The following is a 16,431-nucleotide window of genomic DNA, read 5'->3' as shown; positions in this document are numbered from 1 at the left end:
AAATTAATAAAATAAATAATTACACTTTGAAAAACATTGAAATATATTTTCCCAACGAAATAAAAAAGGCCTGCAATTATTGCAGGCCTTTTTTCAATTACTTGTATATCAGTCCATATCGATAGAGACACCGCTGAGCGAGCCGAGGCCGGTACCGTCACCGTCGTCCAATTTCATCATCAGGCGCAGATCGTTTGGCGCATCTGCATGGTGAAGGGCTTCTTCCATGGTGATAATGCCTTGTTTAAATTGCTCATACAGCGCCATATCGAAGGTTTGCATGCCCTGCTCTTTGCCCTTTTGCATGGCTTCTTTGAGGCGTCCAATTTCATCGCGCTGAATCAGATCCCGCACAAACGGCGAGTTAAGTAACACTTCGATTGCGGCAATTCGCCCCTTACCATCGGCTCTGGGTACCAGTTGCTGTGCCACAATCGCGCGCATGTTCAGGCTCAGGTCAAAACGCAACTTGTCGTGCTGCTCTTTCGGCGCTAAGTGCATGATTCGCTCAATCGCCTGGTTCGCGTTGTTCGCGTGCAAAGTCGCCACGCATAAGTGACCGGTATCCGCAAATGACATGGCATATTCCATGATTTCCATGGAGCGGATTTCACCAATCAGAATCACATCCGGCGCTTGGCGTAATGAACTTTTCAGGGCATGGTCAAACGACTCAGTGTCGATGCCAACCTCACGCTGTGTCACAACGCAATTTGCGTGCTCATGGACAAATTCAATCGGGTCTTCAATGGTCAGAATATGACCACGGGAGTTGCGGTTACGATGGCCAATCAATGCTGCCAGTGAGGTGGACTTACCCGTTCCGGTAGCACCAACAAACAAAACCAAACCACGCTTGGCCATAATGATGTCTTTCAGCACGGGGGGCAGACCGAGATCGTCCACCTGCGGGATTTGTGTGACGATGCGGCGAATGACCATGCCAGGCATATCCCGCTGCCAGAATGCGCTAACCCGGAAGCGTCCGACACCATCGCGGGCGATGGCGAAGTTACATTCACGGGTGGTATCAAATTCCTGCCGCTGCTTATCGTTCATGGCATTTTGGACTAATGCCAGAGCCTGTTCAGGCGTCAGGTTTTGCTGGGTAAACGGTGTCATTTGCCCGTTTACTTTGGCACTGACCGGGAAACCGACCGTGACGAATAAATCCGACGCGTTGGTTTGCGCCATTTGTTGTAAAAACGGATTTAAATCCACGTCAGGCTCCTAGAATAATGGTTTCTTATCAATCGACTTCGCCGCAGCATCTTGTGCGGTAATCTGGCCACTGGCAACCAGGCGTTGTAGACACTGATCCATGGTTTGCATTCCATGTTGCTGACCGGTTTGAATCACCGAATACATTTGTGGCACTTTGTCTTCACGGATCAGGTTACGAATCGCCGGAATACCCAACATGATTTCATGGGCGGCGACCCGACCACCGCCGATTTTCTTCAGCAGAGTTTGCGAGATAACTGCCCGCAATGACTCAGACAACATAGAGCGTACCATGGCTTTCTCTTCCGCCGGGAATACATCGATAATCCGGTCGATGGTTTTCGGAGCCGAGTTGGTGTGCAAGGTACCGAATACCAGGTGGCCGGTTTCCGCCGCGGAAATAGCCAGTCGAATGGTTTCCAGATCCCGTAACTCACCAACTAATATCACATCCGGGTCCTCACGCAGCGCACTACGCAGTGCGTTATTAAAGCTGTGGGTATCACGATGCACTTCGCGCTGGTTAATCAGCGACAGTTTGTTTTCATGCACAAATTCGATGGGGTCTTCGATGGTCAGAATATGCTCGCGTTTGTGCGAGTTAATGTGGTCAATCATGGCCGCGAGGGTGGTCGATTTACCTGAACCGGTTGCGCCGGTAACCAGCACGATACCCGTAGGCTGATTGATGATCTCTTTAAAAATCTGCGGCGCGCCCAATTCATCCAGCGTCAGTACCTGACTGGGGATAGTCCGTAATACTGCCGCTGCCCCACGGTTTTGCACAAACGCATTGACCCGGAAGCGGGACAATCCTTTTACTTCAAAGGAAAAGTCAGTCTCGAGATTTTCTTCATATTCCTTGCGCTGACCATCATTCATGATTTCATAAACCAGCGCGTGTACCTGTTTATGATCCAGCGGGTCGACCTGCAACTTTCGCATTTCACCATCGACCCGAATGATCGGCGGTAAGCCGGCCGACAGGTGTAAGTCTGAGGCTTTATTTTTGACACTGAATGCTAAAAGTTCGGTAATATCCATAACCACTCCGGATGGTAAATTTTTGCCTATACAACCTTAGTTGCACTATGAACACAATACCAAAACGCCTTGATTCGGTATATTTAGCCATACAAAATTGTCAAATAGATCACGGAGTTACGCAATCCGTCCAATTGCTGGCAGTGAGCAAGACCAAGCCAGCCGAAGACATCGAAAGCGCCTATAAGGCCGGTCAAAGACAGTTTGGTGAAAATTATGTGCAGGAAGGGGTCGATAAAATCCAGGCATTGAAACACCTGTCGGACATTCAGTGGCACTTTATTGGTCCGTTGCAATCCAACAAGTCCCGTTTAGTGGCCGAACATTTTGACTGGGTGCAATCAGTCGACCGGGAAAAAATTGCCAGACGACTCAGCGAGCAACGCCCGGCGGGCCTGCCAGCCTTAAACGTACTAATTCAAATCAATATCAGCCATGAAGCCAGCAAGTCCGGCTTAGATGAACAAGAACTGCTGGTGTTGGCAGAGAAAATCGCCGAATTACCGAATCTGACCTTGCGTGGCTTGATGACCATCGGCAGTAATACCGACGATGACGCCCTGCGCCAGCAAGAATTTTTACGCATGCATGCCTTGTTTGAGCGGCTCAAGACCAAATATGACAGTGTAGATACGCTGTCCATGGGCATGTCCGGCGACTGGCAACAAGCCATTGCTTGCGGAGCCACTATGATAAGATTAGGCACAGCGATATTTGGCCAACGCTAAAAATAAGGAGTGCACTATCAACCTTTTACATAAAAACGTTGCGTTTATTGGCGCCGGTAATATGAGCCGCGCAATCATTCTCGGCATGATCAAACAGGGCTATCCTGCCGATCGCATTACTGCCAGTAACCCATCCAGGCCTAAGCTGGACGCGCTGGAACAGGATGCCGGGATCAACACCACCAGCGATAATCTTCAGGCGGTGAATGACGCCGATGTGGTGGTGCTGGCGGTTAAACCGCAACTGATGCAAGAGGTCTGCAAGCACCTTCAGCAAACGGATCTGCAAGGCAAATTATTTGTCTCTATTGCCGCAGGGATCAACGCAAACCGCCTGCAACAAATGTTAGGCGGAAATTATCCTGTAGTGCGCACTATGCCAAATACCCCAAGCTCGCTGGGGCTGGGTATGACAGGCTTATTCGCAGATGCAGGCGTTAATGATGAACAGCGTGAGTTTGCTGCCTTTTTGTTGAGTCAGGTCGGCAAAACCTTATGGGTCAGCGAAGAAGCAAAAATCGATGGCGTCATTGCTGCAGCTGGCTCAAGCCCGGCTTACTTTTTCCTGTTTGCCGAAGCCATGCAGGCGGAAGCAGAACGAATGGGATTTGATCATGACGAAGCCCGTTTGCTGGTGCAGCAGGCCATGCTCGGTGCAGCCACTATGGTGGTAGAAAATCCTGCCACAGAAATCAGTACCCTGCGTGAACAGGTTACGTCAAAAGGCGGTACCACAGCGCAAGCATTGGCTACTTTTGAAAATGCCGGACTTCGCGACACCATCAGCCAGGCCATGCAAGCTGCGGTGAAACGAGCTCAGGAAATGTCGACTTTATTTTAGGAATTCAACCCCATGAATGCAGTGTTAATGGTTGTCAATTTTGCTTTCGACGCTTACCTGATGGTGGTGTTATTGCGACTTTGGCTTCAACTGGTACGGGCGGATTTTTACAATCCGTTTAGCCAAACCATCGTAAAATTGACTCATCCATTGGTCGCACCGATGCGTCGCGTGATCCCGTCAATTGGTCGGCTGGATACCGCTACCCTGGTGCTGGCGTTGCTGGTCGCGGTTGCCAAGTTCTTTGTTATCGCGCTGATTGCCGGGCGAGCCGTCAACCCTATTGCTGTGTTGATTAATGCGCCTGTGTATATTCTGTATGAGATATTCCAGGTGGTGTTCTGGATCTTGCTATTTCGCGTGATTATGAGTTGGGTCAGTCAGGGCCGCAGCCCCATTGACTACGTGCTGATGCAATTAACCGAGCCCATGCTGGCGCCGATCCGCAAAATCATCCCGCCAATTGGCATGTTTGATTTATCCATTCTGGTCGCCCTGTTTTTACTTAAAGTGCTGGAAACCCTGATCTTTCTAGACTTACTTGGCGGCAGATGAAGGCAGTCAGTATTGAGCAGGATGCCTGCATCCTGCGCTTACATATCCAGCCTAAAGCCAGCCGGGATCAGGTGGTTGGCTTGCACGGCGATGCACTGAAAATTGCCATCTGCGCCCCGCCGGTAGATGGCAAAGCCAACGCGTATTTAATTAAGTTTCTGGCCAAAGAATTTGCCGTAAGCAAAGCCGCCGTGAGTGTCGAAAGTGGCCAAAGCAGCCGCCAGAAACGTATCCGTATTAACGCGCCACTTACACTTCCTGATTGGGTAAAAGACTATGTTTAAACGATTTTTAATAGCAATAGCACTGCTGGCCAGTGCATCCATGGCTCATGCTGAGCAATTTAAAACACTGGGAGACTGGGATGTACACTATATCGTTTTCCCAAGTACCTTTTTACAGCCCGAGGTAGCACGGAACTACAAAATTCAACGCAGTCAGTATCAGGCCGTGATTAATATTTCCGTGCTGGCCCACGATAGCCAACAGGCATTATCTCAGGTGGTAGAAGGCACAGCAACTGACCTGATGGGTAAAGTGCAGCGTCTGACGTTTCGCGAAGTACAGGAAGGTGATGCCATTTATTATCTCGCCACACTGAATAACGATATTAATCAGGTGTGGCGATTTGCGATTGATATTGGTCACGGCGAGAACACCCAAACACTCAAATTCGAACAGAAAGTCTGGATTGAATAACAAAAAGCCCCGCGACTGCGGGGCTTTTTATCAGGCATTAGCCAGGAATGGATAATCCGTGTAGCCCTCGGCACCATCCCCGTAGATAGTTTCCGCTACCAATGAATTGAGTGATGCACCGGTTTTTAAACGGGTCACCAAATCCGGGTTACTGATAAAGTCACGACCGAATGCCACGGCATCGGCTTTGCCCGCTGAAAGCAATTGCTGTGCTGCAGTCTTGTCTAACTGCTCGTTCGCGATCAGTAAGCCACCAAACCTGGTTTTGATCATCTCGCTCAGACCCGGCGCTTGCTTGTGTTCACGGGTGAAGATAAATGCAATGCCACGTTTACCAAGTTGCTCGGCCACATAACCAAATGTCTCTTCAGGGTTTGCATCCCCCATATCATGGGCATCACAACGGGGTGCTAAGTGCATACCCACGCGGTTCGCACCCCATACGCCAATACAGGCATCGGCGACTTGCAGCATAAAACGTGCACGGTTTTCAATGCTGCCACCATATTCGTCTTCGCGCTGGTTAGTGCTGCTTTGCAGGAATTGGTCAATCAGATAGCCATTGGCACCGTGGATTTCCACACCATCGAAACCGGCTTTTTTAGCGTTCTCGGCGCCACGCTTGTAGGCCTCAATGGTTTGACGAATCTCATCCAACGTCAGCGCGCGCGGCGTCTCAAATTCTTTTTTTGGACGCAACAGTGACACCGTACCCGCAGGTTTTACCGCGCTGGGTGCGACCGGCTGCTGACCATCCAGATAAACGGGATCTGAAATTCGCCCTACATGCCACAACTGCATAAAAATACGACCGCCTTTGGCGTGTACTGCGGCGGTAACTTGCTTCCAGCCCTCTACCTGTTCGTCTGACCAGATCCCAGGGGTATTTGGATACCCTACACCAAGCGGCGTGACAGAGGTTGCTTCAGTCAGGATTAAGCCAGCATCCGCACGCTGGGCATAATATTCTGCCATCAGCGCATTTGGCACGCGATTGTCAACCGCACGACAGCGGGTCAGAGGTGCCATAATAATGCGGTTAGGTAAGGTGATATCACCCACTTGCAGCGGGGTAAATAAATCAGTCACAGGTCATTCCTTGATATTTGTTGATAACCCAAAGGTGTGGCTGACTACGGGGATTTCAAGCAGCAGGATCATAACCTCTGCTGCTGATTTATAGCGGAATAATCTGACTAATCCTGGCGGCGATAAAACACCAGCTTGTTGTGGCTGGACTCATCCGCCTGAAATACATAACCATCCAGATTAAATTCTTTTAGCTGCTCAACGTCGGTCAGACGTTGCTGGATGATATAGCGTGCCATCATGCCGCGGGCTTTTTTGGCAAAAAAGCTAATCACTTTGTACTGACCGTTTTTGTAATCTTTAAATACAGGCTCAATCACACGGGCGTTTAGCACTTTCTTTTTCACCGATGAAAAATATTCCGTGGAGGCCAGATTAACCAGCACGTCATCGCCTTGTTCGGCTACGGCAGTATTAAGCGTGTCAGTTATGCGGGTATCCCAATATCCGTACAAATCCTTGCTGGTTTTACCCTGACGGGTGATATCCAGCTTACGCCCCATTTCCAGGCGATAAGGCTGCATGAGATCCAACGGACGCAACACGCCATATAAGCCACTGAGGATTCGCAGATGCTGTTGGGCAAAATCAAAGTCTTGCTCAGTGAATGAGGTCGCCTCCAGCCCGGCGTACACATCACCATTGAAGGCCAGTACAGCCTGTTTAGCATTATCCGGGGTAAACGGTGTATGCCAACTGGCAAAGCGGGCGGCATTTAGCGCAGCCAGTTTATCGCTGATTTGCATCATCGAGCCAATTTCAGCTGGCGTCAGTTGCTGGCAACGTTCAATCAGGGTTTCAGCATCAGCCAGCAATTCCGGTTGGCTAAATTGAGAAGTGACTGCGGGGGTTTCAAAGTCGAGATTTTTCGCCGGAGAGACAACAACCAGCATGACGGATTCCTGTAGCAATTCAATTGCGCGCAAGAATATCAGTATTCAAACCTGCCTGCCATTTCACATAGCCGAACGTCCGCTTTGAAAAATTCGTATCAGTGTAATGTGCTGCTTTGCAGGGCTTGTAGCCAGGCGTTGTAAATTCGCGGCTCGACGGCGCATAGATAGACTTTACGCAGCGTCGTTACCTCGCTGCATGCTTCGGTAATCGCATCCACGGCGATCTTGCAGGCTTCGTTTTCAGGATAACCATAAGCGCCGGTGCTAATCGCGGGAAATGCCAGTGTTTTCAGTTGATATTGGGTAGCCAGTACAATGGCATTGCGATAGCAATCGGCCAGCTGCGCTGCCTGCTGTGCGTGGCCGGCCTGAAAAATAGGCCCGACTGTATGGATCACGTAGCGTGCGGGCAAATTAAAACCCGGTGTAATCTTTGCCTTGCCGGTTTCACAACCTTGCAATTGCCGGCAAGCCTCCAGCAATTGTGGGCCTGCGGCGCGATGAATTGCTCCGTCCACACCCCCGCCGCCCAACAGACTCTGATTAGCCGCATTGACGATCCCATCGACCGCTAATGTGCAAATATCTGTCTCAACTAACGTCAGTTTGGTCGTCATGGCCAAAATTCCGAGTAATTACATTTATTTATCATGGCTTATAGCGTAATTGACATAGTCACTGTTGCAAAACTTCGCTAAATTAGAGGGTCTTAGTGAAAGACACAGGATTATCCATGACTACAGCATTAGAGCAGCTGAAAAAAATGACTACCGTCGTTGCCGATACCGGCGATATCGACGCCATTGCAAAATATCAACCGGTGGATGCCACCACAAACCCGTCATTATTGCTCAAGGCTGCAGAACTAAGCCGTTATGCACCGCTGATTGAAGAGGCGGTCGCATTTGCTAAACAACAGTCTTCAGATAAAACCCAACAATTGATTGATGCCGGTGACAAGCTGGCCGTGCTAATCGGTGCTGAGATTGTCAAAATTATTCCGGGACGTATTTCTACCGAGGTCGATGCCCGTTTATCTTTCGACACGCAAGCGACGATCGCTAAAGCGCGTCGCCTGATTGACCTGTATGAGCAACAGGGCGTCAGTAAAGACCGCATCTTGATCAAGATTGCGTCTACCTGGGAAGGGATCCGCGCCGCCGAGGTCCTCGAAAAAGAAGGGATTCAGTGCAACCTCACGCTGTTATTCAGCTTTGCCCAAGCCCGCGCATGTGCGGAAGCCGGTGTATTCCTGATTTCCCCCTTTGTGGGCCGGATTCTGGATTGGTACAAAGCCAAGACCGGCGAAAACTATCAGGGTGCTGACGATCCGGGTGTGAAATCCGTGACACAGATTTACGACTACTACAAAGCCAACGGGTATAAAACCGTGGTCATGGGCGCCTCGTTCCGCAACACCGGCGAGATTCTGGAACTGGCGGGCTGTGATCGCCTGACCATTAGCCCGAATTTACTCGAAGAACTGGCCGGCTCCAGCGACGTGGTCACCGCCAAACTGGTGGATAATGGCCAAACCCAGTGGGATTGCACGCCGCTGAATGAAAGCGAATTCCGCTGGATGATGAACGAAGACGCCATGGCAACAGAAAAACTGGCAGAAGGCATCCGCAATTTCGCCGCTGACCAGGTCAAACTGGAAAGCAGACTGGCGCAAATGCTGTAATCAACATTCTTATCAGGCGGCTTTTTATGCCGCCTTTTTAATGATTAAAAAGGTTATTCCCGATGAGTTTAGTTTCAGACACACCCGCCTGGCAGACCCTGACTGACCTGGCAAACACGCTGTCATCAACCCATATGCGCGAACTGTTCGCACAAGATGCCCAGCGCGCAGAGAAATTTACCGCACAAGCATGCGGTATCACTCTGGATTATGCCAAGAACCGTATCACTCAGGATGTGATGCAGGCATTGGTTGCATTGGCCAACCAGCAACAGGTAACGAGCAAGCGTGATGCGATGTTTGGCGGTGCAATTATCAACAACACCGAGCAACGCGCGGTACTGCATACCGCACTGCGTAATTTCTCTGGTAAGCCTGTCATGGTTGATGGCGTCGATGTCATGCCGGACGTACTGGCAACCCAGGAAAAAATGCGCCAGTTAGTCAACAAAATTCACTCCGGTGAACACAAAGGCTACACCGGCAAGGCTATTACGGATGTTGTGTCAATTGGCATAGGCGGTTCGTTTCTCGGTCCAAAAATCATGACCGAGGCGTTAAAGCCTTACTGGTATAAAGGCATCAAAGTGCATTTTGTGGCGAACGTGGATGGCTGTCATATCGCCGATGTGTTGGCTGAGCGCGATATCGAAACCACCTTATTTTTGATGTCGTCCAAGTCCTTTACCACTCAGGAAACCCTGCAAAACACCCTGACAGCCAAAGACTGGTTCTTGCAGCATGGCGGGAGTCAGACAGATATCGCCCTGCACTTTATGGCCATATCCAGCAATATTAAAGCAGCCACTGACTTCGGTATTGCCGAAGAAAATATCTTCCCAATGTGGGACTGGGTTGGCGGCCGTTATTCATTGTGGTCTGCCATCGGATTACCCATTGCACTGGCATTAGGCTACGAGCACTATCGAGCGCTGCTGGATGGTGCATTTGCCATGGATGAGCATTTTCAACAAGCACCTCTGGAGCAAAACCTGCCGGTGATTATGGCGCTGTTAGGGGTGTGGTATGTAAACTTCTTTGGCGCGCAAAGCCATGTATTGCTGCCCTACTATCACTATTTGCGGGGCTTCCCGGCTTATATTCAACAACTGGATATGGAGTCCAATGGCAAATCCGTTACCACGGATAACCAGACGGTTGATTACGCCACCGGCCCGGTCATTTGGGGCAGTGAAGGCACCAACGGCCAACACTCATTCCACCAGCTAATTCATCAGGGGCAGGTACTGATCCCCGCCGACTTTATGCTGCCATTGCGGGTGCCACATAATATCGGCCCACATCACGCTATGCTGGCGTCCAACTGTTTTGCTCAGACTCAGGCATTAATGCAGGGCAAAACTTTTGATGAAGCCAAAGCTGAATTAGCTACAAAGGGGCTGGATACGGCCGAATTGGATGCATTGGCACGGCATAAAGTGATGCCGGGTAACAAACCCAGCAACACCCTGTTATTTGAACAACTGGATCCTAAAACCCTGGGCGCTCTGGTAGCGTTATACGAGCACAAAGTCTTTGTGCAAGGGGCAATTTGGGGCGTGAATTCTTTCGACCAATGGGGCGTTGAGCTGGGTAAAGTGATGGGCAATGAGATTCTCGATAAACTCGAGAACGCCACTGCGCCTTTATCGTTCGATAGTTCCACCAACCAATTAGTGGAGCGCTTTCGCGCAGCGAATTAATCGATGACGGGCCTGCGATGCGCGCAGGCCTTTTTCGCGCCTTCGTAATACAACCTCCGCAGTTTCCAACTGATCACATCCGGTTAAAATTCTCCTAACAAAAGGCTATTCATTAGCCTGTTTTTGTGCAAATATCCAACCGCGGCGGACAAAAAAACGTCACGTAACGTTAATAAAAAGTCCATAAAACCAGTTAATAATGAAACTCGCCGCGTTATTTCACTGTGTGCTGTATTACTGAAGGAGCTCAGTATGGATGATTTAACCCTGTTAGATATCGATTTAAACAGTAAAGGTAAGAATAAAAAGCGCAAATGGAGAGAGATTGAAGCGCTGCAGGATGAATACAGGTTGCGCAAAGAACTCGAAGAGTTTGACCTGTTAGAAGAATACGACTTACGTGACCTAGCCAGTTAATCATAAAAAGCCTTACCCAACCGGGTAAGGCTTTTTTCGTTAACAGGCCGGTGGTAGTTGCCAGTCGATTGGCGTTTTGCCCATCTGCTCCAGCAGTCTATTGGCCGCACGAAAGTGATCACACCCAAAAAAGCCACGGTGCGCCGACAGGGGTGAAGGATGTGGCCCGGCCAGAATATGGTGGCGGCTGCTATCGATTTTCTGACCTTTTTTCTGTGCATGACTACCCCACAGTACAAAAATCAAATCGTTTGTATGCGCGCTTAGCAAACTAATCACGCTATCGGTAAACCGCTCCCACCCCAATTTACTGTGAGAGTGCGCCTTGCCCTGTTCTACGGTTAACACCGTGTTCAGCAGTAATACACCTTGCTCCGCCCAGGCCTGTAAACAGCCATGCGCAGGGATCTGATAATCCGGGTATTCCTGTTGTAGCTCCTTAAACACATTTCGCAGCGAAGGGGGATGGGGCACACCGGGTAACACCGAAAAACATAAACCATGCGCCTGATTAGGCCCATGGTAAGGATCCTGCCCCAGAATCACGACTTTGACCTTATCCAGCGGCGTTGCGTTGAACGCATTAAACACCTCATCACGAGGTGGATAGATGATCACACCTTGCTGTCGACGCTGCTCGATTTCCTGCCACATTGCCAAAAAGTAAGCCTGCTGCTGTTCTTCTGCCAGCAGGTCCTGCCAGGTCAAGCTCATACTAACTCGCGATATAGATACGCTTTGAGCTTGGCAAAATCAGCTGGCAGTACACTGGATAAAATTTCCTTGCCTGCCACCTCAGCCAGTTCAATGGGCAAACTAATTGGGCTGCCTAAGATATTCTCGACGCTTTCTCGGAACTTAGCCGGATGTGCCGTACCAAGGAATATGCCTGCCTGCTGCACATCCCGAAGGGCATTTAATGCGCGATACGCCACTGCAGCATGTGGCTCAGAGACATAACCTTTCGCGGCTAACTGACGCATCGCCACCTGGGTATAGTCCTCATCGACGGCGTAGCCACGTAAGACAGACGCCGGCAGGTAGCCACGCTCAATCAGTGCTTCGATTCTGGGCCAGTTGTTCGGTTGGCTAACGTCCATGGCGTTTGACAGAGTCGCTACCGTAGCCTGCGGATCCCACACACCATCTTTCAAATAGCGCGGCACAGTATCATTGCTGTTGGTGGCCGCGATAAAACCTGTGACGGGTAATCCAAGTACTTTGGCCAACATGCCCGCGGTCAAATTTCCAAAGTTACCGCTGGGCACAGAAATCAACACATTCTCACGTGCTTCATCAGGCAATTGCACAAAGGCTTCGAAGTAATAACAAATTTGCGCCAGTAAACGACTGATATTAATCGAGTTAGCAGAGTTTAGATGGATATCTTCACGGAGTGTCTGGTCATCAAATGCTGCTTTCACCAACGCCTGACATTGGTCGAAATCACCCTCGATTGCCACGGTGCGAATGTTGCCGCCCAGTGTGGTAAACAGCTTTTCCTGCAACAGACTGATTTTGCCCTGCGGGTAGAGGATCACCACCTGCACATTTTCCAAACCATGGAACGCATGGGCAACGGCCGCACCGGTATCACCGGAGGTGGCCGTTAAGATGGTAATCTTACGATCACCGGCGAAGTGCGCCAGGCACTGGGCCATAAAGCGAGCGCCAAAGTCTTTAAACGCCAGTGTTGGACCATGGAACAATTCAAGGCAGTAGGTATTGTCATCCACCGTCGCTAATGGCGCGGGGAAGGCGAATGCGCGGGACACGATGTCGTGCAGGTCTTGGGCGCTTATTTCATCGCCCAGTAAATGCCCGAGAATGGCCGCACTGCGATCAATCAGATTCATCGCCAGCAGACCCGGAATGTCTTTTAACGGTGTTAACTCAGCGGGAAAAAATAACCCTTGTTGACGCCCCAGACCAATCTGTAGCGCTTCGGCAAAGGATAGCTGCTGGGAGTCATCCTTTAAATTGACTAACTTCATAACGTCTCCTTGCTGATCCGCGTACCTGCGGGATCCAGCTTACAGATATGACAAAAACCATCGTCATTTTGCAGATAATATTGCTGCAGATAGCGTTGAAAAGCTTCTGCATCCGCCAGTGATTTGGCCACCGCAAAGACAGTCGGCCCAGAGCCGGATATCCCGAATGCCAGACCATTATTGGCCATAATGTAATCCCGGCATTGATCAAAATGAGGTAGCAATGATTTGCGATAAGGTTCAGCGACGACATCGCTAAGCATCGCTGCGGCGAGATTTTCATCGCCGCGATGGCATGCGTCGACAAATACACTTAACTGGCGTCCGAACGCCAGCAAGGTTTTCATCGGGAACTCAGCGGGTAAGATTTGCCGGGCGGCAGAGGTGGACACACTTATTCCTGAATAACACACCACCCAATACCAGTCGGCAAAAACGGGCAATTGGCTGGCGATAGTCTGGCCATATTCGACCATCAGGGTCAATCCGCCCAAATAAGCAGGTGCTACGTTATCATAGTGCACACTGCCGCTAATTTGCCCCTCTAACGCGCCCATCATTTGTAGTAATTCATTCTGACTAAAGGGTTCGCCATAAAAAGAATTTAATGCCGCCAGGGCCGCCACAATCGAACTGGCGCTGGAGCCCAGGCCACTGCCGATCGGTAGATTTTTGTGCAAATGCAGCGCACAGGGGGCAAACCCATGGCCCGCATCGACGGCCCGTTGATGAAAATAGTCATAGGCTTTGGCGACAATATTGTTGCTCGCCACGCCCGGTAATCTGTCCGCAAATCGTCCGCTAATCGTCAGGTTAAATGCGGCGGCGGGCTGCGCGCTGACTTCATCGCCGAGTCGGCTTCCATCAATGGGTGCCAGCGCCGCGCCGAGTAAATCGAAACCTACGCTGACATTGCCGATTGAGGCGGGGGCAAACGCCGATACCTGACCCTGTGTCATTACAACTCCTGTTTCCATGGCATGGTGCGCATAATATCTGCAAACACCCCAGCTGCCGTTACCTGCGCGCCTGCGCCATAGCCGCGGATCACAAATGGCTTGGGGGAATAATAACGGCTGTGAATCGCCAGGGCGTTTTCACCGTCTTTTACCGCATATAGCGGATGTTGTTCATCCACCGCGATGATTGCCACGCTACATTGACCTTCTTCTATCCGACCAACATAACGCAAAACCTTACCCTCGCTGGCGGCGGCGCTGATTCGCGTGGAGAAATGCGCGTCCAGGCCGGGTAAATTCTGCATAAAGTGTTCAACCGTGCCGACGGCGTCAAAACTGGCGGGCAGCACTGGCTCAATATGAATATCACTCAGCTCCAGTTGCATGCCTGACTCACGAGCCATAATCAGCAATTTACGCGCAACATCCATTCCACTCAAATCATCACGAGGATCTGGCTCTGTATAGCCCAGTTTACGCGCTTCGGCAGTTGCCTCGGACAAGCTCATGCCCTCCTCCAACTTGCCAAAGATAAACGACAGTGAACCAGACAAGATCCCTTCAAAACGAATCAGTTTATCACCGGCGTAAATCAGCTTTTGCAGGTTTTCAATCACCGGCAAGCCCGCGCCGACAGTGGTTTCATATAAGAATTGGCGACGGGTGTCGAGCGCCGTTTCACGTAACTGTTTGTAACGTGAGAGCCCTGCGGTATTGGCCTTTTTATTGGGTGTTACCACATGTAAGCCGGCTAGCATTAACTCAATATACAGCTCGGCGATTTGCTCACTGGTCGTACAGTCCACCAGCACCGGGTTAATCAGGCTGTTTTGTTGTACGAAGTCTTTGAGCGTTTCAACATTGAATCTGGCATTTGCTTCCGCCAACTGGCTACGCCAGTCCGCGTGTAAATCGATGCCTTCCGGTGCCAACAACATACGGCGACTATTGGCTATACCGTACACTCGTAAACGAATGTTTTTCTTGGCTAACTTTTCCTGCTGACGGGCAATTTGATTAAGCAGTTCACCGCCGACTGTGCCACAGCCAATTAAAAACAAATCAATGGTGTGCTGATCGGAGAAAAAGCTTTGATGCACTGTACGAACGGCTTCCCGGGCTTTATCTGACTCTATCACCGCGGAAATCGACCGCTCTGACGAACCCTGTGCGATGGCCACCACATTGACCCGCGCCTGCGCCAGCGCACTAAAGAAACGTGCCGCCAAACCGGTGTGTTTGCGCATACCATCACCGACCAGCGATACAATGGCTAAGTCCGCGCGCAATTCGATATGCTCCAGCAGTTGGTTGGACAACTCCAACTCAAATTCTTTCTGTAATACCAGTTCCGCGCGCTGCGCATCTTTGCTGTAAACACAGAAACTAATGCTGTATTCAGACGAAGACTGGGTGATCAGCACGATAGAAATATTCGCCGCGGAAATCGCTTTAAAAATACGACTGGCCATCCCGACCATGCCTTTCATACCCGGCCCCGCCACATTAATCATGGTCAGGTTTTCCAGATGAGAGATACCTTTAACGCTGGTCCAGCGGGTACTTTTCTCGTTGCTGATTAACGTTCCCGGCGCTTGTGGATTGAGGGTGTTTTTTATTTTGCAGGGAATGTGGTGCTGAGCAATCGGGCCAATGGTCTTGGGGTGCAGCACTTTGGCGCCGAAGTAGGATAATTCCATCGCTTCCTGATAGGTCAGCTTATCTAACAGCACCGCGTTTTCTACTTCGCGTGGGTCAGCATTGTAAACGCCATCCACATCGGTCCAGATTTCGCAGCAATCAGCATGCAAGCCGGCCGCCAAAATCGCCGCCGAATAATCTGAGCCATTGCGTCCTAACGTGACTTTTTCGCCATCGCGATTAGCCGCAACAAAGCCGGGCATAATAACCAGCGTTCCCGCCGCAGGCTGATAGGTGTTAAAGCGTTCAATGGTGGCGGGCATATCTGCCAGACTATCCAGGTAGTCGCCCTCGGCGACCACATAATCGACCGGATCTATGACGTCGTTTTGAATACCCTGAGCGGTAAGAATGTGGCTGAATAGCCGCACACTGACGTACTCACCGAGACTCAGAATTTGCGCGGTAATTTGCTCCGGCGCGCAACCTAACATCTGAATACCGGCCAATTGCTGTTGCAGTTTTTCTAACAACTGCTCCACAAAGGCACAAATGTCGTCGCGCTTAAAGCCATCTAACTGCGCCGCCAAATCATCGGCAATACCGGTCAGCTTCATTTTCAGCTTGGCGAGCAATTCGCGAAAATCCTGCCCGGCACTGGCTTGCTCGACCAGCAATGACAACGCATTGGTTACACCTTGTGGTGCCGATAACACCACCGCCGCGCCACCATCCTGATGCACAGGGCGCACAATCTCACTTACGTTTAGGTAACGATTCGCGTCTGCCAGCGAAGAACCGCCGAATTTTAGCACTTTCATTTTCTGCTCCAGCCACATGGGTTACCCGCCACTGTCCCGATTATGCCATGCACTTTAGGTTTAACCAGACAGCGGAGAGATTTTGATCAATCCAAAAACAAAAAAGCCCGCTTCCTTTATGGTCGCGGGCTTGTGT

At 50.4% G+C, this 16,431-nt stretch carries 17 protein-coding genes; 8 read left to right on the top strand and 9 right to left on the bottom strand.

Annotation, left to right across the window (positions count from 1 at the left end; genetic code table 11):
* Nucleotides 1–108: 108 nt before the first annotated feature.
* On the bottom strand, nt 109–1,221 hold the full coding sequence (locus TK45_RS12180) for a PilT/PilU family type 4a pilus ATPase (RefSeq protein ID WP_131259104.1): 1,113 nt from the start codon (nt 1,219–1,221) through the stop codon (nt 109–111).
* Nucleotides 1,222–1,230: 9 nt separating this feature from the next.
* Nucleotides 1,231–2,268, bottom strand: a complete 1,038-nt coding sequence (locus TK45_RS12175; protein ID WP_131259103.1) for a type IV pilus twitching motility protein PilT — start codon at nt 2,266–2,268, stop codon at nt 1,231–1,233.
* 47 nt (nt 2,269–2,315) lie between these two features.
* Between TK45_RS12175 and TK45_RS12170 the strand changes: the two genes are divergently transcribed.
* From TK45_RS12170 to TK45_RS12150, 5 genes are read left to right on the top strand one after another with little or no spacing between them, the layout of a single operon-like run.
* Complete coding sequence (locus TK45_RS12170; RefSeq protein ID WP_131259102.1) at nt 2,316–2,996, top strand: YggS family pyridoxal phosphate-dependent enzyme; 681 nt, start codon at nt 2,316–2,318, stop codon at nt 2,994–2,996.
* A gap of 16 nt (nt 2,997–3,012) precedes the next feature.
* A complete protein-coding gene (gene proC, locus TK45_RS12165) occupies nt 3,013–3,837 on the top strand; it encodes a pyrroline-5-carboxylate reductase (protein WP_256372536.1) in 825 nt (274 codons plus the stop codon).
* Between the two features lie 12 nt (nt 3,838–3,849).
* Nucleotides 3,850–4,392 carry a YggT family protein gene (locus TK45_RS12160; RefSeq protein ID WP_131259100.1) on the top strand — a complete coding sequence of 181 codons (543 nt, stop codon included), beginning with the start codon at nt 3,850–3,852 and terminating at the stop codon, nt 4,390–4,392.
* Nucleotides 4,389–4,676 (top strand): DUF167 family protein, encoded by a 288-nt coding sequence (locus TK45_RS12155; protein ID WP_131259099.1) that lies wholly within the window; start codon nt 4,389–4,391, stop codon nt 4,674–4,676. The genes TK45_RS12160 and TK45_RS12155 overlap by 4 nt, the downstream gene beginning before the upstream one ends.
* Entirely contained in the window at nt 4,669–5,091 is a 423-nt protein-coding gene (locus TK45_RS12150) for a DUF4426 domain-containing protein (RefSeq protein WP_131259098.1), read from the top strand. The genes TK45_RS12155 and TK45_RS12150 overlap by 8 nt, the downstream gene beginning before the upstream one ends.
* Nucleotides 5,092–5,121: 30 nt before the next feature.
* Here the strand turns inward: TK45_RS12150 and TK45_RS12145 are convergent, their stop codons facing one another.
* The 3 genes from TK45_RS12145 to TK45_RS12135 all read right to left on the bottom strand — a co-directional run bounded on the left by TK45_RS12145 (nt 5,122) and on the right by TK45_RS12135 (nt 7,693).
* On the bottom strand, nt 5,122–6,180 hold the full coding sequence (locus TK45_RS12145; RefSeq protein ID WP_131259097.1) for an alkene reductase: 1,059 nt from the start codon (nt 6,178–6,180) through the stop codon (nt 5,122–5,124).
* 107 nt (nt 6,181–6,287) lie between these two features.
* The gene (gene yaaA, locus TK45_RS12140) at nt 6,288–7,073 is read right to left on the bottom strand and encodes a peroxide stress protein YaaA (protein WP_131259096.1); all 786 of its coding nucleotides are present in this window, start codon (nt 7,071–7,073) and stop codon (nt 6,288–6,290) included.
* 98 nt (nt 7,074–7,171) lie between these two features.
* Complete coding sequence (locus tag TK45_RS12135) at nt 7,172–7,693, bottom strand: O-acetyl-ADP-ribose deacetylase (RefSeq protein WP_131259095.1); 522 nt, start codon at nt 7,691–7,693, stop codon at nt 7,172–7,174.
* Nucleotides 7,694–7,809: 116 nt separating this feature from the next.
* On the opposite strand from TK45_RS12135, the gene tal reads away from it, so the two are divergent.
* The 3 genes from tal to TK45_RS12120 all read left to right on the top strand — a co-directional run bounded on the left by tal (nt 7,810) and on the right by TK45_RS12120 (nt 10,880).
* Entirely contained in the window at nt 7,810–8,760 is a 951-nt protein-coding gene (tal, locus tag TK45_RS12130; protein WP_131259094.1) for a transaldolase, read from the top strand.
* 62 nt (nt 8,761–8,822) lie between these two features.
* Entirely contained in the window at nt 8,823–10,463 is a 1,641-nt protein-coding gene (gene pgi / locus TK45_RS12125) for a glucose-6-phosphate isomerase (protein WP_131259093.1), read from the top strand.
* Nucleotides 10,464–10,715: 252 nt separating this feature from the next.
* Complete coding sequence (locus tag TK45_RS12120; protein ID WP_131259092.1) at nt 10,716–10,880, top strand: DUF3545 family protein; 165 nt, start codon at nt 10,716–10,718, stop codon at nt 10,878–10,880.
* Nucleotides 10,881–10,919: 39 nt separating this feature from the next.
* Here TK45_RS12120 and ung read toward each other — a convergent pair whose 3' ends face one another.
* Genes ung through thrA form a run of 4 tightly spaced genes read right to left on the bottom strand, consistent with a single transcriptional unit; the run spans nt 10,920 to nt 16,295 of the window.
* On the bottom strand, nt 10,920–11,594 hold the full coding sequence (gene ung / locus TK45_RS12115; RefSeq protein ID WP_131259091.1) for a uracil-DNA glycosylase: 675 nt from the start codon (nt 11,592–11,594) through the stop codon (nt 10,920–10,922).
* Nucleotides 11,591–12,874, bottom strand: coding sequence for a threonine synthase (gene thrC / locus TK45_RS12110; RefSeq protein ID WP_131259090.1), 1,284 nt, complete (start codon nt 12,872–12,874; stop codon nt 11,591–11,593). The genes ung and thrC overlap by 4 nt, the downstream gene beginning before the upstream one ends.
* Nucleotides 12,871–13,833, bottom strand: a complete 963-nt coding sequence (thrB, locus tag TK45_RS12105; protein ID WP_131259089.1) for a homoserine kinase — start codon at nt 13,831–13,833, stop codon at nt 12,871–12,873. Before thrB ends, thrC begins: the two co-directional genes overlap by 4 nt.
* Nucleotides 13,833–16,295, bottom strand: a complete 2,463-nt coding sequence (gene thrA / locus TK45_RS12100; RefSeq protein WP_131259088.1) for a bifunctional aspartate kinase/homoserine dehydrogenase I — start codon at nt 16,293–16,295, stop codon at nt 13,833–13,835. Before thrA ends, thrB begins: the two co-directional genes overlap by 1 nt.
* Between the last annotated feature and the right edge of the window lie 136 nt (nt 16,296–16,431).

Origin of the sequence: Bowmanella sp. JS7-9 (assembly GCF_004329715.1) — a bacterium.
Classification (GTDB): domain Bacteria; phylum Pseudomonadota; class Gammaproteobacteria; order Enterobacterales; family Alteromonadaceae; genus Pseudobowmanella; species Pseudobowmanella zhangzhouensis.
The sequence above is the reverse complement of the archived record's forward strand: the minus strand, read 5'-3'. Positions and strand labels throughout refer to the sequence as shown.

Coding starts and splice junctions, on each gene's coding strand:
- TK45_RS12175 (WP_131259103.1), bottom strand. CDS start 2,268: ATGGATATTACCGAACTTTTAGCATTCAGTGTCAAAAATAAAGCCTCA.
- TK45_RS12170 (WP_131259102.1), top strand. CDS start 2,316: ATGAACACAATACCAAAACGCCTTGATTCGGTATATTTAGCCATACAA.
- TK45_RS12160 (WP_131259100.1), top strand. CDS start 3,850: ATGAATGCAGTGTTAATGGTTGTCAATTTTGCTTTCGACGCTTACCTG.
- TK45_RS12155 (WP_131259099.1), top strand. CDS start 4,389: ATGAAGGCAGTCAGTATTGAGCAGGATGCCTGCATCCTGCGCTTACAT.
- TK45_RS12150 (WP_131259098.1), top strand. CDS start 4,669: ATGTTTAAACGATTTTTAATAGCAATAGCACTGCTGGCCAGTGCATCC.
- yaaA (WP_131259096.1), bottom strand. CDS start 7,073: ATGCTGGTTGTTGTCTCTCCGGCGAAAAATCTCGACTTTGAAACCCCC.
- TK45_RS12135 (WP_131259095.1), bottom strand. CDS start 7,693: ATGACGACCAAACTGACGTTAGTTGAGACAGATATTTGCACATTAGCG.
- tal (WP_131259094.1), top strand. CDS start 7,810: ATGACTACAGCATTAGAGCAGCTGAAAAAAATGACTACCGTCGTTGCC.
- pgi (WP_131259093.1), top strand. CDS start 8,823: ATGAGTTTAGTTTCAGACACACCCGCCTGGCAGACCCTGACTGACCTG.
- TK45_RS12120 (WP_131259092.1), top strand. CDS start 10,716: ATGGATGATTTAACCCTGTTAGATATCGATTTAAACAGTAAAGGTAAG.
- ung (WP_131259091.1), bottom strand. CDS start 11,594: ATGAGCTTGACCTGGCAGGACCTGCTGGCAGAAGAACAGCAGCAGGCT.
- thrC (WP_131259090.1), bottom strand. CDS start 12,874: ATGAAGTTAGTCAATTTAAAGGATGACTCCCAGCAGCTATCCTTTGCC.
- thrB (WP_131259089.1), bottom strand. CDS start 13,833: ATGACACAGGGTCAGGTATCGGCGTTTGCCCCCGCCTCAATCGGCAAT.
- thrA (WP_131259088.1), bottom strand. CDS start 16,295: ATGAAAGTGCTAAAATTCGGCGGTTCTTCGCTGGCAGACGCGAATCGT.